At 60.0% G+C, this 24,184-nt stretch carries 25 protein-coding genes; 21 read left to right on the top strand and 4 right to left on the bottom strand.

The annotated features are described in order from the left end of the window. Position 1: 1 nt before the first annotated feature. From BLP23_RS03880 to BLP23_RS03830, 11 genes are all read left to right on the top strand, one after another. Entirely contained in the window at positions 2-1,048 is a 1,047-nt protein-coding gene (locus tag BLP23_RS03880; protein ID WP_092583611.1) for a flagellar hook-associated family protein, read from the top strand. Between the two features lie 36 nt (positions 1,049-1,084). Next, positions 1,085-1,432, top strand: a complete 348-nt coding sequence (gene flaF / locus BLP23_RS03875) for a flagellar biosynthesis regulator FlaF (protein WP_022717180.1) — start codon at positions 1,085-1,087, stop codon at positions 1,430-1,432. Next, positions 1,429-1,878, top strand: coding sequence for a flagellar biosynthesis repressor FlbT (gene flbT / locus BLP23_RS03870; protein ID WP_092583610.1), 450 nt, complete (start codon positions 1,429-1,431; stop codon positions 1,876-1,878). Before flaF ends, flbT begins: the two co-directional genes overlap by 4 nt. Then, positions 1,869-2,294: a flagellar hook assembly protein FlgD gene (gene flgD, locus BLP23_RS03865; protein ID WP_074066695.1), complete on the top strand. Its 426-nt coding sequence runs from the start codon at positions 1,869-1,871 to the stop codon at positions 2,292-2,294. The genes flbT and flgD overlap by 10 nt, the downstream gene beginning before the upstream one ends. Before the next feature lie 75 nt (positions 2,295-2,369). Beyond that, positions 2,370-2,636 (top strand): flagellar biosynthesis protein FliQ, encoded by a 267-nt coding sequence (gene fliQ, locus BLP23_RS03860; RefSeq protein ID WP_022717183.1) that lies wholly within the window; start codon positions 2,370-2,372, stop codon positions 2,634-2,636. Between the two features lie 88 nt (positions 2,637-2,724). Beyond that, positions 2,725-4,812, top strand: coding sequence for a flagellar biosynthesis protein FlhA (gene flhA, locus BLP23_RS03855; protein WP_022717184.1), 2,088 nt, complete (start codon positions 2,725-2,727; stop codon positions 4,810-4,812). Then, complete coding sequence (locus tag BLP23_RS03850) at positions 4,809-5,561, top strand: flagellar biosynthetic protein FliR (RefSeq protein ID WP_074066697.1); 753 nt, start codon at positions 4,809-4,811, stop codon at positions 5,559-5,561. The genes flhA and BLP23_RS03850 overlap by 4 nt, the downstream gene beginning before the upstream one ends. Before the next feature lie 3 nt (positions 5,562-5,564). Continuing rightward, positions 5,565-5,978 (top strand): hypothetical protein, encoded by a 414-nt coding sequence (locus BLP23_RS03845; protein ID WP_092583609.1) that lies wholly within the window; start codon positions 5,565-5,567, stop codon positions 5,976-5,978. 31 nt (positions 5,979-6,009) lie between these two features. Then, positions 6,010-6,564 (top strand): rod-binding protein, encoded by a 555-nt coding sequence (locus BLP23_RS03840; RefSeq protein WP_092583608.1) that lies wholly within the window; start codon positions 6,010-6,012, stop codon positions 6,562-6,564. An 11-nt stretch (positions 6,565-6,575) separates the two neighbouring features. After that, on the top strand, positions 6,576-6,947 hold the full coding sequence (locus BLP23_RS03835; RefSeq protein ID WP_039843988.1) for a hypothetical protein: 372 nt from the start codon (positions 6,576-6,578) through the stop codon (positions 6,945-6,947). After that, positions 6,941-7,474, top strand: coding sequence for a hypothetical protein (locus BLP23_RS03830; RefSeq protein ID WP_092583607.1), 534 nt, complete (start codon positions 6,941-6,943; stop codon positions 7,472-7,474). Before BLP23_RS03835 ends, BLP23_RS03830 begins: the two co-directional genes overlap by 7 nt. Here BLP23_RS03830 and BLP23_RS03825 read toward each other — a convergent pair. Beyond that, a complete protein-coding gene (locus BLP23_RS03825; RefSeq protein WP_092583606.1) occupies positions 7,431-8,273 on the bottom strand; it encodes an NAD(P)H-dependent oxidoreductase in 843 nt (280 codons plus the stop codon). The two genes, BLP23_RS03830 and BLP23_RS03825, sit on opposite strands and share 44 nt — an antisense overlap. Before the next feature lie 95 nt (positions 8,274-8,368). On the opposite strand from BLP23_RS03825, the gene BLP23_RS03820 reads away from it, so the two are divergent. The 4 genes from BLP23_RS03820 to folD all read left to right on the top strand — a co-directional run bounded on the left by BLP23_RS03820 (position 8,369) and on the right by folD (position 13,219). Continuing rightward, positions 8,369-9,301 carry a LysR family transcriptional regulator gene (locus BLP23_RS03820; RefSeq protein ID WP_092583605.1) on the top strand — a complete coding sequence of 311 codons (933 nt, stop codon included), beginning with the start codon at positions 8,369-8,371 and terminating at the stop codon, positions 9,299-9,301. A 265-nt stretch (positions 9,302-9,566) separates the two neighbouring features. After that, complete coding sequence (locus tag BLP23_RS03815; protein ID WP_092583604.1) at positions 9,567-10,409, top strand: WecB/TagA/CpsF family glycosyltransferase; 843 nt, start codon at positions 9,567-9,569, stop codon at positions 10,407-10,409. A gap of 113 nt (positions 10,410-10,522) precedes the next feature. Beyond that, positions 10,523-12,199: a GumC domain-containing protein gene (locus BLP23_RS03810; protein ID WP_092583603.1), complete on the top strand. Its 1,677-nt coding sequence runs from the start codon at positions 10,523-10,525 to the stop codon at positions 12,197-12,199. Positions 12,200-12,319: 120 nt separating this feature from the next. Then, positions 12,320-13,219 (top strand): bifunctional methylenetetrahydrofolate dehydrogenase/methenyltetrahydrofolate cyclohydrolase FolD, encoded by a 900-nt coding sequence (gene folD, locus BLP23_RS03805; protein WP_092583602.1) that lies wholly within the window; start codon positions 12,320-12,322, stop codon positions 13,217-13,219. A 3-nt stretch (positions 13,220-13,222) separates the two neighbouring features. Here folD and BLP23_RS03800 read toward each other — a convergent pair whose 3' ends face one another. Beyond that, on the bottom strand, positions 13,223-14,245 hold the full coding sequence (locus BLP23_RS03800) for a LacI family DNA-binding transcriptional regulator (protein ID WP_092583601.1): 1,023 nt from the start codon (positions 14,243-14,245) through the stop codon (positions 13,223-13,225). Positions 14,246-14,520: 275 nt separating this feature from the next. Here BLP23_RS03800 and BLP23_RS03795 point away from each other — a divergent pair, with 275 nt between their 5' ends. The 6 genes from BLP23_RS03795 to BLP23_RS03770 all read left to right on the top strand — a co-directional run bounded on the left by BLP23_RS03795 (position 14,521) and on the right by BLP23_RS03770 (position 21,545). Next, positions 14,521-15,882, top strand: coding sequence for an ABC transporter substrate-binding protein (locus BLP23_RS03795; protein WP_092583600.1), 1,362 nt, complete (start codon positions 14,521-14,523; stop codon positions 15,880-15,882). A gap of 162 nt (positions 15,883-16,044) precedes the next feature. Next, a complete protein-coding gene (locus BLP23_RS03790) occupies positions 16,045-17,058 on the top strand; it encodes a carbohydrate ABC transporter permease (protein ID WP_092583599.1) in 1,014 nt (337 codons plus the stop codon). A gap of 1 nt (position 17,059) precedes the next feature. Then, on the top strand, positions 17,060-18,223 hold the full coding sequence (locus BLP23_RS03785; protein ID WP_092583598.1) for a carbohydrate ABC transporter permease: 1,164 nt from the start codon (positions 17,060-17,062) through the stop codon (positions 18,221-18,223). Positions 18,224-18,260: 37 nt separating this feature from the next. Then, positions 18,261-19,913: a beta-galactosidase BglA gene (bglA, locus tag BLP23_RS03780; RefSeq protein WP_092583597.1), complete on the top strand. Its 1,653-nt coding sequence runs from the start codon at positions 18,261-18,263 to the stop codon at positions 19,911-19,913. A gap of 21 nt (positions 19,914-19,934) precedes the next feature. Further along, on the top strand, positions 19,935-21,023 hold the full coding sequence (locus BLP23_RS03775; RefSeq protein WP_092583596.1) for an ABC transporter ATP-binding protein: 1,089 nt from the start codon (positions 19,935-19,937) through the stop codon (positions 21,021-21,023). 168 nt (positions 21,024-21,191) lie between these two features. Continuing rightward, positions 21,192-21,545, top strand: coding sequence for a hypothetical protein (locus tag BLP23_RS03770; RefSeq protein ID WP_092583595.1), 354 nt, complete (start codon positions 21,192-21,194; stop codon positions 21,543-21,545). A 54-nt stretch (positions 21,546-21,599) separates the two neighbouring features. On the opposite strand, the gene edd is transcribed toward BLP23_RS03770, so the two are convergent. Together edd and pgl are read right to left on the bottom strand one after the other, a co-directional pair. After that, the gene (gene edd, locus BLP23_RS03765; protein ID WP_092583594.1) at positions 21,600-23,420 is read right to left on the bottom strand and encodes a phosphogluconate dehydratase; all 1,821 of its coding nucleotides are present in this window, start codon (positions 23,418-23,420) and stop codon (positions 21,600-21,602) included. Between the two features lie 64 nt (positions 23,421-23,484). After that, the gene (gene pgl / locus BLP23_RS03760) at positions 23,485-24,183 is read right to left on the bottom strand and encodes a 6-phosphogluconolactonase (RefSeq protein ID WP_092583593.1); all 699 of its coding nucleotides are present in this window, start codon (positions 24,181-24,183) and stop codon (positions 23,485-23,487) included. Position 24,184 lies beyond the last annotated feature (1 nt).

The raw sequence follows: 24,184 nt of genomic DNA, 5'->3' as shown, positions 1-24,184 counted from the left end.
CATGAAGAGCTCCTTTATTTCTAGTTCAGCCATTCAGAACGCGATGCGATTGACGATCCGCCAGTCGCAGAACCAGATGGTCAAGGCTTCGATTGAAGCCACCACCAAAACCTACGCCGATATCGGCGTATCGCTCGGCATCGACGCGGCCAAGAGCGTAAACTATGCGCGCGAGCTTGACCGGATCTCCTCGTTCAAGGACAGCAACTCCACCGTCAATCTCCGTCTCGAAATGTCCCAGAGCGGGTTGGCCGACGTGCAAAAGGCGAGTGATGCCCTGGTCAAGAATCTGACGGCGCTCAAGGGAAGCCAGGCATCGACCGCCATCACCGTTACCCTCCAGTCCTCGGCGGCGGCACTTTCGCAGCTCATGGACACCGGCAACATGATCACCGGCGGCGAATACCTGTTTTCCGGTGTCAATACGGACGTTCCGCCGCTGACGGATCGCAGCGCGACCGTTGAAGCCGATATCGTCACTGCGCTGAACACTTACGCGACCGGGCTTTCCAAGCCGGTCAGCGCCTTGACGGCGGCTGAAATCGATACCTTCATGACCAGCACAGTGGAGCCGATGTTCAGCGCTGCGGCATGGACGGACCCGACCACAGGCTGGTCCAAGGCTTCCAACCAGAACATGACGAGCCGGATCAGCAACTCGGAAGTCATCACATCGTCCACCAACGCCAATTCAGACGGCATGCGCTACCTCGCCATGGCCACGGTAATGACGAATGCGCTGATCGATCAGGGTCTTGGCACTGATGCCATGGACGCGGTTTCCTCGCGCGCCATCGGCTATGCGGCGCAGGCAACCTCCGGCCTCGTGACGCAGCAGAGCCAGCTCGGCCTGTCGCAGGAGCGCGTCGAGAAGGCAAACGACGCTCTCGATGCCCAGGCAGCGATCATCAACAACAAGGTCGTTGACCTCCAGGGAGTCGACCCTGCCGAAGCTTCGACCCTGGTCAAGACCTTGGAAACGCAGCTCGAAACGGCTTACACGATCGTATCGAAAATACAGCAGCTGAGCCTCGTGAACTACCTTTGATGATCAAAGGCGCGCAATACAAAGAAGGATGCATGAATGTATCAATTCTCTTATGCCGAGGTCATGCAAGACTCGGTGACCGACGCGAAAGAGCGGGAGCGGCAAGTTCTCGACCGGTCAATCGAATTGCTCTCGCTGGCGCGCGACAAGGAAAAGTACAGCCGGGAATCCGTTGAGGCACTGTTTTACACCCGGCGTGTTTGGGTGAGTTTTATCGAGGATCTCAAGCATCCCGACAATCAGCTACAGATCGAGCTGCGGGCCAACCTGATTTCGATCGCAATCTGGATTTTGAAGGAATGCGACAAGATCAGGCGGCGCCAATCGAGTAACTACCAAGGCATTATCGACGTTACCACCATCATCAGGGATGGACTTAAATGAAAAGTACACTTCGCATTTCGCTAAAAGCCGGAGAGAGAATCTTCATCAACGGCGCGGTTTTGCGCGTTGACCGCAAGGTCGCGCTGGAATTCCTGAATGATGTGACGTTTCTTCTTGAAAACCATGTTCTTCAGCCGGAAGACGCCACGACGCCGCTGCGCCAGCTCTACTTCATCGCGCAGATGATCCTGATTAATCCGGAAGGCAAGGAGCAGTCGACGGCGATGTTCCGCAGGTCGATCACCATGCTTTTGACCTGCTTCAAGAACGAAGAGGTTCTCGCCGAGCTGAAGCGCATCGATGGCCTCGTCTCGACGGGACGCGCATTCGATGCCCTGAAGGCGATCCGCGCGCTCTATCCGACCGAGGACGGCATCTTGAACAACCAGGAAATGCACCCGGCGATGGTCGAGCAAATCCGCAAGGAGATCGCACCATGGCGGTAGACGGCGTTTCCAGCGTCGGCACGACGTCGACCACGCAGACTGCGCAGCAGAAGGCAACGCTCAACTACGACAACTTCCTGCAGTTGCTCATCGCGCAGATGAAGAACCAGGATCCGACGGATCCGATGGACGCCAGCGAGCAGATGTCGCAGCTCGCAAGCTTCTCGCAGGTCGAACAGACGATCCAGACCAACACGAAACTGGACACGCTGCTCGCAAGCTCCAGCCTCACCCAGGCAGGCAGCTATATCGGCAAGTACATGACCAGCGCCGACGGCACCGTTAAAGGCACTGTCGCCTCGGTCAAGGTGTATTCCGACGGAATTATCGCGACGACGACGGACGGGAAGAGTATTCTCGTGCAGGCGGGAATCACTCTCGCGGATGAAGCGCCGACCTCAGACACGTCGTCGTGAACTGACTTGCAATAAACGCAATAATGGTCCGGCTACTGCGGGGCGGACCGAAAGGCGATATGAGGTTGCCTGACGATGAATGAAGCCGATGCACTCGACCTTTTTCAGGCGGCGATCTGGACCGTTTTGATCGCAGCCGGCCCTGCGGTCGCGGCTGCCATGATCGTCGGCCTCGTCATCGCGCTGATCCAGGCGCTGACGCAGATCCAGGAAGCGACGCTCACCTTCGTTCCAAAGATTGTCGCCGTCCTCATTACCGTCGGCATTTCCGCACCGTTCGTCGGTTCCCAGATCTCCATTTTCACCGACATGGTCTTCTCGCGCATCCAGTCCGGCTTCTGAGCTACCTTCGCGCAAGCTTCGCCGGTTAATTCTCGATCCGAATTGGGCAGGGCATACCTGCCTCCTCTCATGAAGAGACGGAATCGAAATGGCGCAACCACCTGCACTCCCCCTTCCGAAATCTGCTCCGAGCCTTCGTGATGTCGGTTTTGCCCTCGGCATCATGGTCATCATCTGTGTGCTCTTCCTGCCGATTCCGCCGTTTCTGATCGACTTGGGGCTGGCGTTTTCGATCGCGTTTTCCGTTCTGATCCTGATGGTTGCCCTGTGGATTCAGAAGCCTCTCGAATTTTCGTCCTTCCCGACCATCCTGCTGATCGCGACCATGACGCGACTGTCGCTGAACATTGCAACGACGCGCGTGATCCTTTCGCATGGCAATGAGGGACATGACGCTGCCGGCGGCGTGATCGCCGGCTTTGCAAGCCTGGTGATGTCCGGCGATTTCGTGATCGGTCTGATCGTGTTCCTGATCCTGATCACCATCAATTTCATTGTCATCACCAAGGGTGCGACGCGTATCGCTGAAGTCGGCGCGCGTTTCACCCTGGATGCCATCCCCGGCAAGCAGATGTCGATCGACGCCGATCTTTCCGCGGGCATCATCGACGAGAAGGAAGCGCAGCGCCGTCGCAAGGAGTTGGAGGAGGAAAGCTCCTTCTTCGGCGCCATGGACGGTGCCTCCAAGTTCGTCCGCGGCGATGCGGTCGCCGGCCTCCTCATTACCTGCATCAATATCTTCGGCGGCATCATCATCGGCTATTTCCGTCATGACATGCCGATTTCCGAAGCGGCCGACGTTTTCGTCAAGCTCTCGGTCGGCGACGGCCTCGTCGCCCAGATGCCGGCGCTTATCGTTTCCTTGGCGGCCGGCCTTCTCGTTTCACGCGGCGGCACCATCGGCTCGACTGACCAGGCCGTCGTCAATCAGCTGAGCGGTTATCCGCGCGCGCTTTCCGTTTCCGCCGTGCTGATGGCGGTTCTCGGCCTGATGCCCGGCCTGCCGACAGTCCCCTTCATGTTCCTCGGCGGCCTCATGGCGTTCGGCGCATGGTTCATTCCGAGGCAGATCGAAGCGGAGAACAAGGTCCGTCGCGAGCAAGAGGAAAAGAAGGTCGTTCAGACCAAGGAGCTCGAAAAGGACTCCGTCAAATCGGTCCTGCGCACCTCGGAAATCGAACTCGCGCTCGGCAAGATGGTGTCGACACGCCTCCTCGGCGCACATCAGGAACTCGCCTTCCGCGTCGGCAAGATGCGCAAGAAATTTGCAACGCAGTATGGCTTCGTCGTCCCGGAGATCAAAGTCACCGACGATATCAGCATTCCCGAGAAGTCCTACCAGATCCGCATCCACGGCACGACGGTGGCATCGAACGCACTGCGTGTCGGCGAAGTCCTGGTCGTCACCGGCTCCGGCCGCAAGCCGCGCATTCCAGGAGACGAAATCCGCGAACCGGCTTTCGGCATGCCGGCGGTTTCCATTCTTGAGGCTTTCGCCGAGGACTTGAAACGCGAAGGTTTCCAGCCGATCGACAATGTCTCGGTGGTCCTCACCCATATGAGCGAGGTTATCCGCAACAACTTGCCGCAGCTTCTCTCCTACAAGGACGTAAAGGTTCTGATCGACCGCCTCGATCCCGAATACAAGAAGCTCGCAGACGAGATCTGCACATCGCATATGTCCTATTCAGGCCTGCAGGCCGTCCTCAAGCTGCTGCTTGCCGAGCGCGTTTCGATCCGCAACCTGCATCTGATCCTGGAAGCCGTGGCCGAGCTCGCGCCACATGTGCGCAAGACCGAGCAGATCGTCGAGCATGTACGGATCCGCATGGCGCAACAGCTCTGCGGTGACCTGGCGGACAATGGCGTGCTGCGCGTCCTACGGCTCGGCAGCAAGTGGGACATGGCCTTCCACCAGGCGCTCAAGCGCGACAACAAGGGCGAGGTCGTCGAATTCGACATCGACCCGCGTAGCCTTGAGGAGTTCAGCGAGCAGGCAACGAAGGTTATCCGTGAATTCATGGACCGCGGCTTGCCATTCGCCCTTGTCACATCGCCGGAAACACGCTCCTATGTGCGCATGATCATCGAACGGCTGTTCGCCACGCTTCCGGTTCTTTCGCACGTCGAACTGGCCAAGGGCATCGAGATAAAGATTTTGGGCTCTATTTCATGATTTCCGACCCGCAAGGGACTGTTCTGGCGCTCTTCCTGGTTTTCTGCCGGATCGGCGGCTGTGTCCTTGCAATGCCAGGCTTTTCTTCGGCGCGCGTGCCGGAACTGCTGAGGGTCTTTGTGGCCGGCGGCCTTTCGATCGCCATGCTGCCGGTTCTTTGGGATACGGTTTATCCGGCCGTCAGCAACACCGGCGCGACCTATATCGGGCTCATCGTCAGCGAATCGCTGATCGGCGTCATGTACGGCTTGCTGGCGCGGCTCTACACGCTGGGCTTCCAATTCGCCGCCAGCATCATCGCCATGATGGTCGGATACACCTCACCGGGTGCGGCAGATGTCATCGAGGATTCGGTGGAAACAAGTCTCTCCGGTTTCATCACCTTTGCCGGAATGATGATCCTCTTCATGATGGACTTCCATCACATCGTGTTCCGGGCGCTGATCGATTCCTACACTACGATGCCCTTCGGCGGCATTGCCGATATGCGCGCCAATCTGATTTCGCTCACCGATACGCTGCAATCGACCACCTACATCATGCTACGGCTCGCAAGCCCTTTCCTCATCTACAGCATGATGTTCAACGTCTCGATCGGCTTCATCAACAAGCTGGCGCCGCAAATTCCGGTGTACTTCATCTCGACGCCCTACATGCTGCTTGGCGGCTTATTCCTGTTCTATTTCTCGGTTGCTGCCTTGATCAGCCAGTATGCACAATCTTTCCCAAGCGTGTTTATCGGAAGATAGCGGATGGCGGAGAAGACCCGTTCGGAAAAACTGAAGCGGCTTGTCGCAGTCCAGCGGCATCTGGAGCAGATGGCGCAGTACGACCTTGCCGAAACGAGCCGCCAGCGCGCCGAGGTCAACCAGTCGATCGACAATGTCGTCATGGCGCTCGGCTCCATGGATCCGGTCCATCGTGCGTTTTCGCAAAGCTATGCCGACCGGTTCGAGCGGCTGAGCACCAAGGACAAGCAGCTGACCGGCATGGAGCAGCTGCACGAGATGCGCCTGCAGCGCGAGCGGGCCAAGGGCGACCGGCTGGCAGAGGGCATGAAGGAAGCCCTTGAAGCCGAACGGCGCCAGGCAGATGACAACGCCGTCTACGATGTCATCGATCAGAAATTTGCAACACCAGCCTCCAGCAAGCTTCAAAAACCATAATCCCCACAACTTAATTTAGAGGATTGTGACATTGGCTATTTCACCCCCGAGTGATCTGGTCCTGGATGTTGTCAAAGCCGCCGACCCGATGGAGGTTCAGGTGGCCCAGGAGAAATTGAAAGCGAGCCGCGCGGCCTTTCGGGCTACGGGCCTTGCCGAAAACGGCGATGGCTTTTCTGCCAAGGTCGACGTGCTTGACAGCGCCACCGGCCTCGACAACGTCAAGAATCGCGCCAAGACTGAAGAGATTCCGGAAACCTACCGGAAGTTCGAGGCCATGGTGCTTCAGAATTTCATCAAGAACATGCTGCCGAGCGACAGCGAACAGATCTACGGCAAGGGCGCTACCGGCGACATCTGGAAGGGCATGATGGCCGAGCAGCTTGGCAACGTCATCTCCGAAGGTGATGGCGTCGGCATAGCCAAGCAGATGTATCACGAAGCGCTTCGCAAGAAGGAAGGCGCCATCGTGAACGCGTCGGCGGACCAGGATGACCGCAAGGTCGCCTTCAGCATGATCGACGAATTCCAGCGCAAGACATTCGGCACGCCAACGGCGGATGCCAAGATCAATGATGAAGCATAACCGAGGATAAAATGGAAATCATCTCGAACGAATATCGTATCAAGTCGGTCCTCGGCCGCCTGGAAATGATCATTGACAACGAGAACACGCGGATCGGCAGCGACCCGCAGTTCGATCTCAAGGTCTCGAATGCGCATAAGAGCCGCTGCCTCTATGAACTGTCGATGCTCTTCCGTGATACGGATCCGGCCGAGCTTGCTGCGTCGCATCTGGAACAGCTTCACGGGCTGAAGCAGAAGCTGACGCTGAACGCGCGGCGCGTTGAGGCACATCTCGAAGCCGTTCGTGCGGTTGCCGACCTGTTGAAGAATGCCGTTCAGGATGCGGATGCCGACGGCACCTACTCCCAGGAACAGTTCGTCGCGCGTGATGCCGGATGGTGAAGCTCGTCCTGACAGGCATCTGGGTCTGCGCCATCACGCTTGCTTCGGTCTATTTCTCCGTGAAGCTTGCGACAGCGCCGGCCCCGCCGGCTGATGGTTCGAAGCAGAGCCAGCTTGAGCTTGTGAAGGGCGAGACAATCACCGTACCGATCATCGGCGACGGCGCGGTGACCGGCTACTTCCTCGGCCGCGTGTCCTTCATGATGAACAAGGACACGGTGAAGGGTATGACCCTGCCTCTCACCGAAATGACCACCGACGAGCTTTTCACCCTGCTCGTCGGCAATAAGATGGTCGATATCAGCAAGCTGAAATCCTTCGACCCGCAGGCCTTCCGCGACGCGATCAAGAAAGGCATGAACGAGAAACTCGGCGGCGAATATGTTACCGAGGTCATGCTGGAGCAGCTCGACTACCTTTCCAAGGAAGACGTGAAAGCCAACGCCTCCGGCCAACAGAAGAAAACGGCCGATCCGGTCAAGATCATCGAGCCCCCGCCACCTGAAGCTGCGAGCGCTGCTCACTAGTTTCGCCGGCATCGTCTGCGCCGTAAAGGTGAAGCGCAAAGCCGGTTGCGCCCGGTTCGCCGAGCTCAGGGCGTAGCTGCATGGCGGGGATCAGATAGTCTCCGCCATTCTGCTGACGATAGGGGATAGCTGGGGTGGACTCGAGCGTGCGCATCCTCTCACGCAGGCGCTCGGCTGCGAATTCGAAGCCGGCTTCATCCAGACCGTCGACCCTGTAAGCCACGAAAGGCGGAAGAACGTCATAGCCCGGGTAGTAGAGGATTCCATGATTGATCGGGAAGAGCAGGTCGTCGATCGGTCCGTTGACCCCGCGGGTCGAGTAATGTTCCTCCCAGCCGCCGGCAGTCACAATCAACATGGCCCGCTTGCCGGCCAGAGCTCCTTCGCCATAGCGGTCGCCCCATCGCTTGTCGCTGTGCTCGCCGACGCCGTAGGCGAACCCATAGGCAAAGACCCGCTCGACCCAGCCCTTGAGAATTGCCGGCATGCTGAACCACCAAAGCGGAAACTGGAGGATCAGCATATCGGCCCACAGGAGCTTGTCGATCTCGGTTTGGACATCCTCGGTCAGCGCACCAGTTTCGAACGCTCTCTTGGATGCAGCGACAGGTATGAAGCGCGTACCGGTTGCCAGCGACGGAAAGTCGGCACGGTCGATCTCGGATTTCCAGCCCTCGGCATACAGGTCGGACACGCGCACCTCATGGCCCTGGGCCTCGAGCTCCTTGATGGCAACGTCTCGCAGTGCCCCATTGAGCGAGCGCGGTTCGGGATGGGCGAAGACAAGCAGAACCTTCATGGTCAGTGATCCTTTGAGGGTGAGAACTGACCCATAGGTAGACAGGTTTTAAAACATCCACTAGATGTATGTAATGCATAAGATTATGCCGAATAATGGATAATTCAGACATTACGCTGGAACGTATGCGAACCTTCGTCCGCGTTGCCGAACGCGGCAGCCTGTCGGCGGTTGCGCGCGAGTTCGGAATCGGTCAGTCGACGGTCACACGGCATTTGCGGGAGCTTGAGGAAGCCGTCGGCGTGCCTCTGCTGACCAGGACCACCCGGCGTGTCGCGCTGACCGATGAAGGTAGCCGATATTATGCCAACAGCGTCCAGATCCTGCGCCTTGTCGAACAGGCCGGCGATGAGGCGCGGGGCACGCGCGGTGCGCCGGCCGGCACGATCCGGATATCCTGTACCGCGGCTTTTGGGGTTCTGCACGTCAGCCGGCTGATCTTTGCGTTTCAGGACCGCTATCCCGATATCGGAGTCGACCTCAGCCTTACCGATGAGCGGGTCGACCTTGTGCGGGAAGGCGTCGATATCGCGCTTCGCTTGGGCCCGCTCACCGACAGTTCAATGAAGCTTCGGGCGCTCGGCCAGTCAAGGCGTCTGCTGGTCGCATCGCCGGACTATCTTGCAGCGCGGGGGAGGCCTGCTGCCCCGCAGGATTTGCTCGGTCATGAAGGCATCCGCATGTCGAACGTCGCAGGAAGCGACATGCTCGCTTTGCGAGGGCCGAGCGGCGAAAACTATGCCGTGCCCTTTGAAGGGCGCTTTCGGGTCGACCATGGGCTTGCTGCCCGCGAGGCCATTGTCGCCGGGCGCGGCATCGCACCTACCCATCAATGGCTTGTCGACGATCTCCTGACGGCTGCCAAGCTTGAGGTGATCCTGGCGGACTATTCGCTGCCGCCTGTCCCGCTCAGCATGCTGATCGTCCCCGAACGCGCCGGCGTTGCCCGGGTCCGGCTGCTGGTCGACTTCCTCGTCGAGCAGATCAGCGGCATTCCGGGGATCGAAAAGCCGCAGCCGAAGCGTTGATCGTCAGCATCAATGGCGCTCCGGTACAGTTTTGCTTTGGCGCACAAGCTTAACAAAGCCTTGAAAGCGGCGGCGGAATTCGAACGACTTTTCTAAGAGTTGTTTGAAACCCACCTGCTATAGCTCGCTTCATATCCCTGATGCAGCATTCGGGACTTGCTGCAGGCGGGCGGGTGCTGCCGGTTCGTAAAAACCTGCTGGTGCGGAATGTATCTTGTGTTTTCCGGGATGTCGGGTGCGTGAAGCACCCTGGCTGGAGGTTGGAATGAACCTGATCGCGAATTTCGCGGTTCTCGCATCGCGCCGCACGATCTTCGACGTGCCGGTGTGCGACCTCGGATGGGACGACGCGCTCGTCTTTATCAACGAGCTTGCCTCCTTTCCTGTCGGCCAGACCGTCATTTCCTTCGTCAACGCTCACAACATGCTGATGACGCTGCGCGATAGCGAATACCGGGATATCCTCCTGCAAAATCTCGTCCTGCCGGACGGCATCGGCCTGAACATCGCTTCCAAGATAGCGCATGGGGCGCCGTTTCCTGCCAATCTCAATGGCACCGACTTCGTCCCCGCGTTTCTGACTTACATGGAAAATCCGCGCCGTGTCGGCCTGATCGGCGGCAGGCGCGAAGTCGTCGAAAAAGCCGCAGCGAACTTCCGCAAGCATGCGCCCTGGCACGAGTTCATCGTCATTTCGGACGGTTATTTCGACAAGGAGAACCCGACGGAGCTCATTGACGAGGTTGAGCGCCAGGCCCTCGACATCCTGATCATTGGCATGGGAACGCCGCTGCAGGAGAAGTGGGCGCATCATCACATTCGCCCCGACCATGCCCGGCTTGTCCTGACCGTCGGGGCGCTCTTCGATTTTATCTCCGGAGTTGTTCCTCGCGCTCCGGAAACCGTTCGCATGATACGGCTGGAATGGGCCTACCGGATGCTGCAGGAACCGGCCCGTCTCTGGCGGCGCTATGTGCTCGGCATCCCGGTCTTTCTGTTTTACGTGATGCAATACCGCTTCAATCGCCGCAAGCGCATCCTTAGGCAGGCGGGCAACAACAGTGTTCCCTTGCCGTTACCGCAGGAACAGAGCGAGGCGGTTCGCTGAGACCGTGTTTCTTGCCTCACGCAGTTAACCATTTCTTTGCCATGAAAATTTAGAGTGCCTTAATCATCCGCTTCCTACGGGCGGCTCGGCTCGTGCGCATGAGATATGGCGTCATGTATGACAGCAGGTTAAAAGGCAGCATTGACAGGCGCCGACTGGCAACGGCGGCGCAAGTCGATGCACGTGGCCGAAATCTCGAAATCCTGCCCGTTCGCCCTTCGGAGGCCGAACTGCTGAGGGTGATCGGAAAAGCACTCGAAGAGCAGCGCCTGCAGCGGAGCGCACCGCCCGAACCGCCGCACCTGGTCGATCGCATCGAGACAATCCTCGAAACACGGCTGCGTGCCGCAAACGATGTCCGTCCTCCAGAGCCGCCGCAGTATAGACTGGCGGCGCCTGTAAAGGCCCGGCAGGTAGATTTAGCAGATCTCAGCGCTCGTCCCGTCCGCCGCCGCAGTTTGGCGAAGCTGATAGGCACAATCGCCGTTACTGCCTTGGTGGGCGCAGGCGTCCCCTTGCTGATGCCGGCCGAACCCGCGCATTACGCGGCGGAGGCGGCATTTCATGTGCAGGCGGCCAAAGCCGAGCGCGGCGCCGTGACCGCGGCAGCCGTGAAACGCCTGCTTTCCGGCCGCACCATGTCTGCCGCCGTTGGGGCGTTGAAGCTCGATCGCGATCCCGAGTTCACCGGCGGCCAATCCACGATCGGTGTAGCACTCGATCTCCTTTCGGGCAGTGGTGCAGCGGCCGATGCGGCCTCGCGCGCGGAAGCGGCGCTTGCAGGAATGGTCGAGGCCAATGCGGATGGAACGCAGGGCACAGTCCGTCTGAAAGTCACGACGTCCGACGGCGCGAAGTCTTTGCATATCGCTTCCTGGCTTTCCGATATGCTGACGTCCAGCGGCCCTCCTGCATCGGCGGAGGCGGGCGCCGGGTTGCGCAAGGCCTATGAGGATGTGAAGGCGCAGCTGGCCGCCTTCACCGCAAGCAGCGGCGAAGGCAATGTCAAAGTCGCAAGTGATCTTCAGCAGCGCATCAACCAGCTTGACGCCGATCTCAAGATCGCCGAGCAGCGGATCACGCTTGCCAAGCAAGAGACCGATCGTCTCAAGGCGGCCAAGCCCGGCGATGTGCTGAGCGGTTCCTTGCCGCTCGAAGCGATCTCGCCTGCGCTGCAGGACGCGCGCGACAAATACGTCACCGAGAAGGCGACGCTGTCGCTGCTTTCGAACGAGCTCGGTCCGCGCCATCCGCGCCGTCTCGGACAGCAGGCTGTCGTTGACGGCCTGAAGGACAAGGTTGCGAAGGAGTTGGCTCGCCAGTCCCAAGACGCAAATGCCGCTCTTAAGGCAGCCGCAGAAGCACGAAAGACGCTGAACGATCAGCGCAACACGCTGATCGCACAGAGCCGGGACACCGGTGTAGATCTCGCCAAACTGACCGAACTGCGCGACAAGACAGAGGCGGCGAGATCGCGTATGGCAGATGCCGTTACGGCGACGGCTTCCATCGCCGCTTCGATCACTGCTGCCAAACCGATAAAGACCACTGCCGTTGCCGCCGGACCCGGACTGCCGGTTCGCTCTGCCGTCGGCGCTGCACTCGCAATGGCGATCGGTCTTGCAGGCATGCTTGGTTTGCGCTTCTTGCGACAGCGTCCCGCACGTGCCGCGGAAACGCTAACGGTCCCGGAACAGCCGGAGGTGGCAGCCGGCGAACTCGAACTGCTGCGCGATCGGCTCGCCGGCCTGCGCGACAGGCTGCAATCCCACGGCGCCGGCCATCGTTGATCTCGGCCGCGGCATCATTGCTCTTGCATTTGCCGCTTTTAAACAGGATACGGCGTTCTGAGGCAAACGGCGCAGCTGGCGAGAGCCTAGCTTGCGCGTGAGGCAGTGCAGGAGAATCGCGTGACGACAGTGATCGATGGCAAGCAGGTAGCCGCTTCGATAATCGAAACAGTAAAGATGGCGACGGCTTCGCTGGAAAAGCAGAGCGGCGTGAAGACGGGCCTTGCCGTTGTGATCGTCGGCGACGATCCGGCAAGCCATGCTTATGTCAATTCAAAGAGCAAAATGGCCAAGGAATGCGGCTTCAAGTCGGTACAGCACACCCTGTCGGCCGACACGACGCAGGAAGAGCTTGCCGGGCTCGTTTCGTCACTCAACGCCGATCCCTCGATCCATGGCATCCTCGTACAGCTGCCGCTGCCGAAGCATCTAAACAGCGAGCCGATCATCCAGTCGATCCTTCCGGAAAAGGATGTCGACGGGTTGCACGTCGTCAATGCCGGCAAGCTTGCGACTGGCGACCTTGAAACCGGCCTCGTCTCCTGCACGCCGGCCGGTGCCATGGTTTTCGTCCGCCGAATGCATGGCGAGGACTTGTCTGGGCTGAACGCAGTCGTCATCGGCCGATCGAACCTCTTTGGCAAGCCGATGGCGCAGTTGCTGCTCAATGCCAATGCCACGGTGACAATTGCCCATTCGCGCACCAAGGATCTACCCGCCGTCTGCCGCAACGCCGATATCCTGGTGGCGGCCGTCGGCCGCCCGCAGATGGTCAAGGCCGATTGGGTGAAGCCCGGCGCCACCGTCATCGATGTCGGCATCAATCGCATCGCCGCACCGGAAAGGGGCGAGGCCAAAACACGGCTGGTCGGCGACGTCGCCTTCGAGGAAGCATCGAATGTCGCCGCGGTAATCACCCCGGTTCCAGGTGGCGTCGGCCCGATGACGATCGCCATGCTGATGGCCAATACCGTCATTGCCGCGCATCGCGCCGCCGGCCAGACGCCGCCGAAGTTTTGAGGCCTATCGCGGTTCGGGGCCGGTCGAGGCCCTGACGATCAGCTCCGCTTTCCACAGCTCGTGCTCCGGATAGGAGCCGATCTCTTTGACGGTGCCGATCAGGCGCTGCGCAATCCGGGCGCCGGCGGCACGAAGAGACGAGCGCGTTGTCGTCAGCGGGACCGAAAAATTCTCCGGTTTCAGAAGCGGCAGCTCGTCGTCATGGGCGATGAGCGAGATATCCTCACCGAGCTTCAGGCCGGCCTGGTTCAGGGCGCGGATCGCGCCGAGTGCGAGCACGGTGCTGGAACAGAGGACGGCGGTCGGACGCTCCGGCATCTGCAGAAACTGCTCCATCGCGATCAGGCCTTGCTCGTCGGTCATCAGTGAGTGACTGACGCAGTTTTTGGAAAGCGTCAGTCCCCGTTCCGACAAGGCGGCGACCACGCCGTTTTTCCGGCGGATCGCAAAGTCGAGATGCGCCGGGCCGTTCATCAGCGCGAATCGCGTATGGCCGAGCTGCAACAGGAGTTTCGCCGCATCGTAAAAGGCGGTTTCGTTGTCGATATCGAGATAGGGATAATCCGGCTCCGACCCGAACGAGCGGCCATGCACGATGAACGGCATCGCCAGCGATTTCAGCATCGCCAGGCGCGGGTCGTGAGCGCGCATAGAGGCAACGAAAAGCGCATCGACATTGCCGCTGATCGCGAGGCGGCGAAGTGCAGCCACTTCATCGTCGGGGTCCGATGGCATGATGACGAGATGGAAGTCCTGCCGAACGGCCTCCTCTCCGAGGCCGGCCAGGAACTCACCAAAATGTATATCCGATTGATGGCCAGGCGCCATCGGCATCACTAGTCCGATCGAACCCGCCTTGCCCGTCGCGAGACGCTGAGCCGCCTTGTTCGGCCGGTATCCCGTTTCCTTGACGGCGCGAAGCACACGTTCGCGCGTCGCCTCGTTGACTTCAGGATAGCCATTGAGTGCACGGCTGACGGTCGTCTGCGAAAGACCAAGCAATTGCGAGAGCTGTTTGAGATTCACCTGCCGCGTTTCCTCCTCAGCGCCCTCAACACACGCGTCCCTGTGTCCAAAGCGCTTTCAATTATGTAGCAAGTCCGGCGCTTGACTCAAGAAAAATCGCTCCATATTCACCTCCAGGTGCCGCTGCAATGGGCAATGCAAGCGTCTCGTTTCGCGGTATTTTTGAAATGGCTTGACTCTTTTCTCCCGAAAGTGAAATGAGTGTCAAAGCGCTTTGAAATTTGCCCTCGGGAGGTTGGGAAGCGCCGTTGGGATTGTGATGGGAGGTTGATCACATGAAGAAAATTCTTTTGATGGGCGTTGCCGTAACGGCGCTGTTTGCCGGGGCAGCTTCCGCTGCCGATCTGAAGTTTCCTCCAGGTCAGGATACGAAGTTCAACTGGAAGAGCTATGACGAGTTCAAGGCAGCTCACGCCGATTTGAAAGGCGAGCCGCTGACAATCTTCGGGCCGTGGCGCGGTGAGGACGAGGCCTTCTTCCGCAGCATTCTTGCTTATTTCACCGAGGCGACGGGCGTCGATGCCACCTATTCATCCTCCGAGAACTACGAACAACAGATCGTTATCGATACGCAGGCGGGCTCGCCTCCGAACGTCGCGATCCTGCCGCAGCCCGGCCTCCTGGCCGACCTCGCCAGCAAGGGGCTCCTGACGCCGCTTGGCGAGGAGAATTCCAAGTGGGTGAAGGACAATTACGGCGCGGGCGACAGCTGGGTCGGCTACGGCACCTACAAGGGCAAGGACGGCAAGGACGGCTACTATGCATTCCCTTACAAGGCCGACGTGAAGTCACTTGTCTGGTATGTTCCGGAAAACTTCAAGGAAGCTGGATATAAGGTTCCGACCACGATGGAAGAGCTCCATGCCCTGACGGACCAGATCGTCAAGGACGGCGGCGTTCCATGGTGCATCGGCCTCGGCTCCGGCGGCGCGACCGGCTGGCCTGCGACCGACTGGATCGAAGACATCATGCTGCGCATGAACAAGCCGGATGTCTATGACAAGTGGACCACGAACGAAGTGAAATTCACCGACCCGGCCGTCGTTGCCGCGATCGATGAATTCGGCAAGTTCGCCAAGAACGAGAGCTATGTCGATGGCGGTGCTGCCGCCGTTGCCTCGACCGACTTCCGCGACAGCCCGAAGGGTCTCTTTGCGGTTCCGCCGAAGTGCTACCTGCACCATCAGGCTTCGTTCATCCCGTCCTTCTTCCCCGAAGGCACGAAGCTCGGTCAGGACGCCGACTTCTTCTATATGCCGACCTATGCGGCGCATGCCGACCTCGGCAAGCCGGTTCTCGGTGCCGGCACGCTCGTCTCGATCACCAAGGATTCGAAGGCCGCCCGCGCTTTCGTCGAATTCCTGAAGACGCCGATCGCGCACGAGGTCTGGATGGCGCAGTCGAGCTTCCTGACGCCATACAAGGGTGTGAACACCGCCGCCTATGCCAACGAGCAGATGAAGCGGGAAGGCGAGATCTTGACGACGGCCACGACCTTCCGCTTCGACGGTTCGGACCTGATGCCCGGCAAGATCGGCGCGGGCGCCTTCTGGACCGGCATGGTCGATTTCGTCGGCGGCAAGTCTGCGGAAGACACCGGCAAGGAAATCCAGTCCGCCTGGGACGCCATCAAGTAATCGCGATAGCCGGTGCCGCGGGAAACCCGCGGCATTGCTGGCACGAATGACCGGACCGGCAGGCCCGGTCAACGCCGGATGCTGTGATCAAACGCATAAAGAAGTTGACGGTAACGGGTGTCGACCCTTCAACATAGGCAAGGGTAGCACGGGGAGGGACGAATGCTGTCGCAGATAGTTTCCGCGTTGGGCGTTGTGGTGGTGGCGGTATTCGCCTGCTCGGCCTATTTTTATTTTTCGAACAAGATTCTGGATCTGGCGCTACCCGTGAAGGATGGCGACATTCGTTCCGCGGCGCGCAATCTGAACCGCCGCGCGATGATCCGCCCCTGGCTCTTTCTCGGGCCGGCACTGTTTTTGCTGATCGTCTATCTTGTCTACCCCGTCGTGGCGACCTTAATCCTCTCCTTCCACGATCGCTCCGGTGAGCAGTTCGTCGGATTTGCAAATTACCAGTGGGCTTTCGGCGATCGTGAATTCCGCCAATCCATCTTTAATAATATTCTCTGGCTCGCCGTCGTTCCGGCGGCCTGCACGTTCTTCGGCCTGGTCATCGCAGTGATGACCGACCGCATCTGGTGGGGCAACATCGCCAAGAGCATCGTCTTCATGCCGATGGCGATCTCCTTCGTCGGCGCATCCGTCATCTGGAAGTTCATCTACGAGTTTCGCGGCGGCAACGACACCCAGATCGGGCTCTTGAACGCGATCGTGCAGCTTTTCGGTGGCACACCGCAGGTGTGGATTTCGGTGCCCTTCTGGAACAACTTCTTCCTCATGGTGATCTTGATCTGGATCCAGACAGGATTTGCCATGGTCATCCTCTCCGCAGCGCTGCGCGGTATTCCGGAAGAAACCATCGAGGCCGCTGTCATCGACGGCGCCAACGGCTGGCAAATCTTCTGGCGCATCATGGTGCCGCAGGTCTGGGGGTCGATCGCCGTCGTGTGGACCACCATCACTATTCTCGTACTGAAGGTTTTCGACATCGTTCTGACCATGACCAACGGTCAATGGAACTCGATGGTTCTTGCCAACCTGATGTTCAACTGGATGTTCCGCGGAGGCGGCGATTCCGGCCGAAGCGCCGTCATCGCCCTCATCATCATGCTGGCCGTGACGCCGATCATGGTCTGGAACGTCCGCCGCGCCAATCGCGAGCTGGGGGGCCATTGAGATGACGCTTGCCAGAGATTTCTTCAAGATTGGCCCCGCTCGCCTTTTTGTCCACTTCGTCGTTCTGGTCATCGTGATCGTGTGGCTTATTCCGACGCTCGGCATCTTCATCAGCGCGCTGCGAGACAAGGATCAGCTCGTCGTCTCCGGCTGGTGGACAGCCTTCGCCGGCTCCTCCCGTACCGTGGCATCCCGCCTTGGACAACCCGACCAGCAGAAGCAGGAGGGCGCGACCTATGTGATCGCCGGCAATGTCCTGGAAGGCCAGGAAGGACGTTCGGTCAGAGCCTTCGGCACGCGTGTCCAGCAGCCCGCTGCCTACAGCGCTGGTGAGACCGCTGACCTCGGCGACGGCGTCTCGCTGCTCGTCAACAGCGACGGCAGTTACCGCTACATAAAGAGCGCCCCCTTCGGCCCGGACGACGGCGGCCGGCGCGTCTACGTTTCGATCGCAACGCCGCCGGAATTCACGCTGCAGAACTACCGGACGGTTTTGACGGGCGAGGGCATCGGCCAATCCTTCATCAATTCGCTGACGGTGACGATCCCGGCGACCATCATTCCGATCCTCATAGCTGCCTTTGCAGCCTACGCCTTGAGCTGGATGGAGTTCCCGGGCCGCGCACTGTTGATCGCGCTGGTCGTCGGCCTCATCGTCGTGCCGCTGCAGATGTCGCTGATCCCGCTGCTGCGCCTCTACAATATGGTTGGTGCGGCTTTCGATGCGCCGTCCAAGACCTATCTCGGTATCTGGCTGGCGCACACGGCTTTCGGGATGCCGCTGGCCATCTACCTGCTGCGGGCCTATATCGCAGGGCTACCAAAGGAGATTATCGAATCCGCGCGTGTCGATGGCGCAAGCGATTTCGAAATCTTCGTCCGCATCGTTTTGCCTCTTTCTTTCCCCGCACTTGCATCCTTCGCGATCTTCCAGTTCCTCTGGGTGTGGAACGACCTGCTTGTTGCCATGGTCTTCCTCGGCACCGACAGGCAGCACCTCGTGCTGACCGGCGCGCTGAACGCGCTGCTCGGCTCGCGCGGCGGCAATTGGGAAATCCTAACGGCTTCGGCCTTCGTCACCATCATCATACCGCTGCTCGTCTTCTTCGGGCTGCAGCGCTATCTGGTGCGCGGCCTGCTCGCCGGTTCGGTCAAGGGGGGCTGATCATCATCCCAACACGACACATCCCGCAGGAACAGACATGAGCATAGCATCTCAAACCACTTTGACGGTCGACAAGGACTGGTGGCGCGGTGCGGTAATCTATCAGATCTACCCGCGCTCCTTTCAAGATTCAAACGGCGACGGCATCGGCGATCTGAAGGGCATCACCGCCCGCCTGCCGTATGTAGCAAGCCTCGGTGCCGACGCGATCTGGATTTCGCCCTTCTTCACCTCGCCGATGCGCGATTTCGGCTACGACGTTTCGGACTACGAGAACGTCGATTCGATCTTCGGCACGCTGGTGGATTTCGACACGATGATTGCCGAGGCCCATCGCCTCGGCATCAAGGTGATGATCGACCTCGTCATCTCGCACAGCTCTGACCAGCACCCCTGGTTTGCCGAAAGCCGTTCCAGCAAGACGAACGCAAAGGCGGATTGGTATGTCTGGGCGGATGCAAAGCCGGATGGCGCGCCGCCGAACAACTGGCTGTCGATTTTCGGCGGCTCGGCATGGGCGTGGGATCCGCGACGCATGCAGTATTATCTGCACAATTTCCTGACCTCGCAGCCCGACATGAACCTGCACAATCCGGAAGTACAGGACCGGTTGCTCAATGTTGTCCGCTTCTGGCTGACGCGCGGCGTCGACGGCTTCCGTCTCGACACGATCAATTTCTATTTCCACGACCAGCAGCTGCGCGACAATCCGGCGCTGCCGCCCGCCCGCCGCAACGCTTCGACCGCGCCGGCGGTGAACCCCTATAATTTCCAGGAACACATCTACGACAAGAACCGGCCGGAGAACCTGGAGTTCCTGAAGCGCTTCCGCGCGGTTCTGGAAGAGTTTCCGGCAATCGCGGCCGTCGGCGAAGTGGGTGACAGCCAGCGCGGCCTGGAGATCGTCGGCGAATACACCTCCGGAAACGACAAGATGCATATGTGCTATGCCTTCGAGTTTCTCGCCCCCGATCCGCTTTCGCCTGAGCGTGTCGAAGAAGTGATGGAAGATTTCGCCGCCGCAGCGCCTGATGGTTGGGCCTGCTGGGCATTCTCCAATCACGACGTCATGCGTCATGTCAGCCGCTGGGGTTCGCTCGTCGCCGATCATGACGCATTCGCCAAGCAGTATGCCTCGCTGCTGATGACCCTGCGTGGCTCCGTCTGCCTTTATCAGGGTGAGGAGCTCGGCCTGACCGAAGCCGATCTTGCCTACCAGGACCTGCAGGATCCATACGGCATCCAGTTCTGGCCGGAGTATAAGGGACGTGACGGCTGCCGCACGCCTATGGTCTGGGACTCGCAGGTTTCCCAAGGTGGCTTCTCGACCGTCACGCCGTGGCTGCCGGTGCCGGTCGAGCATATCCTGCGCGCCGTCAGCGTGCAGCAGGGCGACGAGAATTCCGTGCTCGAGCACTACCGCCGCTTCCTCGCCTTTCGCAAGCAGTATCCGGCGTTTGCCAAGGGCGAGATCGAATTCGAGCAGCCGCAAGGCGATGCGCTTGTCTTCACGCGCATATACGGCAACGAGCAATTGCTCTGCATTTTCAACATGAGCCCGGTGGAAATCAACGTCAGCTTGCCGATGGGAGAATGGCAGGCATTGACGGGACACGGTTTCACCAGCAACAACTACGGCGACAAGATCGATATTCCGGCTTGGGGGGCGTATTTCGCCCGTCTCGCCTAAGGATCAGGAGGGGAGCATCAAATGACTGGACTTACTCTAAAGGAAATCCGTAAATCCTACGGCTCCGTGGATGTCCTCCACGGCATCGACCTGGAGATCAACCAGGGTGAGTTCATCGTCTTCGTGGGGCCGTCGGGTTGCGGCAAGTCGACGCTGCTGCGCATGATCGCCGGCCTTGAGAACATCACGGGCGGCGAGATGTATATCGATGGCCAACTCGTCAACGACGTCCCGCCGTCGAAGCGCGGCATCGCCATGGTGTTCCAGTCCTACGCGCTTTATCCGCACATGACGGTCTTCGACAACATGGCTTTCGGCATGAAGATCGCCGGCGAGAGCAAGCAGGAGATCGATCGTCGCGTGAGAGCCGCCGCCGAAAGCCTGCAGCTCACCAATTATCTCGACCGCCTGCCGAAGGCGCTCTCCGGTGGCCAGCGCCAGCGCGTTGCGATCGGCCGCGCCATCTGCCGCGATCCGAAGGTCTTCCTCTTCGACGAGCCGCTGTCGAACCTCGATGCAGCATTGCGCGTCGCGACCCGTATCGAGATCGCCCGCCTCAATGAGCAGATGGCCGATACCACGATGATTTACGTCACCCACGACCAGGTCGAGGCGATGACGCTTGCCGACCGTATCGTCGTCCTGTCGGCCGGCCATATCGAGCAGGTCGGCGCACCGCTGGAGCTTTACGAGCGTCCGGCAAACCTCTTCGTCGCGAAGTTCATCGGCTCTCCGGCCATGAACATCATCCCCTCTACCATAAGTGATGCCGGTGCCGCCACGACGATCACGCTCAAGGGCGGCAGGTCGGTCACGCTCGACATTCCGACCGCGGCTTCCGAAAAAGGCAAGACGGCAAGTTTCGGCGTGCGCCCTGAGGACCTGCAGATCGCCAGTGGCGACGACTACATCTTCGAAGGCGAGGTCTCGATCGTCGAAGCGCTCGGCGAAGTCACGCTACTTTATATCGAAGGCCTGGTGCCGGGCGAGCCGATCATCGTCAAGCTGCCGGGCATCACCGACACCAAGAAAGGTCAGAAGATGAGGTTCGCTGCTGATCGCTCGAAACTGCATCTTTTCGATGCCGAAGGTCACACTTACGGAAGGTAGGAGACTATTTTGGGGCGGTTCTTTGTGAGCGCCTGAAACGTAGCGATCATCACTTTCTGTTAAACATCCGCTGCTAGCTTTCCTCTTATAGTTTCAAGGGGAATCAGGGTCGTGGGTGCATCCAATCCATTGCCAGCAGGGCATTTTCTCAACAAGGAAGAATCCTTCATGTACGACCGCGAACAGCGGTTCAAAATGGAGGATACGATGAACGCTGCGCGGATCGAGTACACCGAAAAGGGCGTCATGCATATGGCGTCCCGGCGCTGCGATATCATACGAATTTCGATGAGCAGCGCGATCCTGGCGATCCTGACGCAGTTCACCTTGCCGAAGCAGTTTTATCTGGATATTCCCGATGCACGCATCACCAAGGTCGGCTGCATGCTGATGCGGGTGAACACCAACAACACCATCGAGGTCCGCTTCCTGCGCCTGCTTTCGCAGAAGGAAATGAACAAGATTTTTGTCTACAGCACGCATCCGGCGCATCGCGACCACGTTCTAGACGTTCGCGCCTGATCGGACATTTCTGGAATTGCACAAGCCCGCGATCCGTTCGCGGGCTGTTTTGCGTCAGTGGAAGAGCACGCTGGCGCCGTGGTCCGAGGCGCCGACGGCGCGCCGGAAGGGAGCGAAGAGCTCGCGGCCCATGCCGAATTCATTGTCCGAAAGATCGGCCGTCACCGGCTCGCGGTCCGCCAGGGTGGCGGCATCAAGGAGGACTTCCAGCGTGCCGCGGATCGCATCGAGCCGGATGATGTCGCCGTCCTGTATGCGGGCGATCGGCCCGCCCTCGACGGCCTCCGGCGTGACATGGATCGCAGCCGGAACCTTGCCCGACGCGCCGGACATGCGTCCGTCCGTGAGCAGGGCGACGTGGAAGCCGCGGTCCTGCAGTACGCCGAGCGGCGGCGTGAGCTTGTGGAGCTCCGGCATGCCGTTTGCCTTCGGCCCCTGGAAGCGCACAACCGCCACGAAGTCGCGGTTGAGCTTGCCTTCCTTGAAGGCGTCCTGCAGCTCTTGCTGGCTATGGAAGACGATCGCCGGTGCCTCGATGATGTGGCGGTCCGGCTTGACCGCGGAGATCTTGATGACTGCCTTGCCGAGATTGCCGCGCAGCATCTTCAGGCCGCCATTCGCCTGGAAAGGCGTTTCGATGCTGGCGAGCACCTTGCCATCGTGGCTCTTTTCCGGTGCCGGTTCGCGAACGACCGTGCCGTTGTCGCCAAGGCGCACGTCGATCGTATAGGCTTCGAGACCCTGGCCGGCAACCGTGCGCACGTCATTGTGCAGCATGCCCTTCTTCAAAAGCTCCTTGATGAGGAAGCCCATGCCGCCTGCGGCGTGGAAATGGTTCACATCCGCCAGTCCGTTCGGATAGACGCGGGCAAGAAGCGGGATTTCCTCGGAGAGTTCGGCAATATCTTGCCAGGTGAGCTGGATGCCGGCAGCGCGCGCCATGGCGACGAGATGCAGCGTGTGGTTCGTGGAGCCGCCGGTTGCGTGCAGGCCGACGACGCCGTTGACGATGGAGCGTTCGTCGATCATTTCGCCGGCCGGCGTGAATTCGTTGCCGAGCGCGGTGATCGCCAGAGCGCGCTTTGCCGCCTCGCGCGTCAGCGCTTCGCGCAGCGGCGTGCCCGGATTGATGAAGGACGAGCCGGGCAGATGGAAGCCCATGATCTCCATCAGCATCTGGTTGGAGTTTGCGGTGCCGTAGAAGGTGCAGGTTCCCGGGCCGTGATAGGACTTGGACTCGGCCTCGAGCAGCTCGGCGCGGCCGACCTTGCCTTCCGCATAGAGCTGGCGCACACGAGACTTCTCGTCGTTGGGCAGCCCGCTGGTCATCGGCCCCGCCGGCACGAAAATCGAGGGCAGGTGGCCGAAGGAGAGGGCCGCGATCACGAGGCCCGGCACAATCTTGTCGCAGACGCCGAGGAAGAGCGCCGCATCGAACATGTTGTGCGACAGACCGATGCCGGCAGACATGGCAATCAGGTCGCGGGAAAAGAGCGACAGCTCCATTCCCGGCTGGCCCTGCGTGACGCCGTCGCACATGGCCGGAACGCCGCCGGCGACCTGGGCAATGCCCCCAGCTTCCGCCGCAGCTTCGCGGATGATCGCCGGATAGGTCTCGAAAGGCTGATGGGCCGAGAGCATATCGTTGTAGGCGGTGATGATGCCGAGATTGGGCACGCGGTCGCCTGCCAGTGCGTCCTTTTCGGAGGGGGAACAGATCGCAAAGCCGTGGGCGAGGTTGGCGCAGCCGAGTATCGATCGGCTCACACCCTTGGAAGTCGCGGCCTGCAGGCGTTCCAGATATCGCTCGCGCGTCGGCTTTGATCGTTCGACGATGCGGGATGTGATCGCGGAAATGCGTGCGTTAGCGGACATGGGAGGTATCCTGCCTTGGTTGCTCAAAAGTTTTCGTTCGGCGGCGCTGCCCGAAGGCTTGGTCTTACGGCGCCCAGTAGATTTCGACCGGGGAAGCCGCCCGGCGCAGAACGGCCCGGATCGGCATCTCGGCCTCTTCTCCGGCCTCTTGCGCTTTCGCCAGCGTATCTTTCTTACCCGCGCCTTCGATGTGAAGCACCAGGAGCCCGGCATCCTGAAGGCTGGAGAAGGTGAAGGTCAGGCGCGGTTCGCCGGCGCCTTCCGCTTCCATCGTGATGATCCCGCGCGGCGTCGCTGGATCGAGCGCGGCGGCAAGGTTGTCGCCGCCGGGAAAGAACGATGCCGTGTGGCCGTCGCCGCCCATGCCGAGGATCACCACATCGAACGGGTTGCCAATCGCTTTCGTTTCGGCAGTCGCAAGCTTTGCCGCATCGTCGGCAGAGCCTGATTTTTGATAGAGCGGCAGGAAGCGCGCCGCCTTCGCCTTGTTCTGCAGCAGATTGTTTGCGACCAGCAGATGGTTCGAACGCTCATTGTCGGCGGGAACGAAGCGCTCGTCAACAAGCGTGACGGTCACCTTGCTCCAGTCGAGGTCGCGGACGGAGAGCTCCTGGAAGAAGGCCTTCGGCGTGGAGCCGCCGGAAACGGCGATGCTGGCCGCTGCGCGGGCTGTGATCGCTGCAGAAAGCCGCTCCGCGACCTTGTCCGCAAGGCCGTTTGCAAGTTCCGCTGCATTGGAAAAAGCATGCAAGGTTGCTGCCATC

The organism is Rhizobium mongolense subsp. loessense, from assembly GCF_900099775.1.
Taxonomy (GTDB): Bacteria; Pseudomonadota; Alphaproteobacteria; order Rhizobiales; family Rhizobiaceae; genus Rhizobium; species Rhizobium loessense.
The sequence above is the reverse complement of the archived record's forward strand: the minus strand, read 5'-3'. Positions and strand labels throughout refer to the sequence as shown.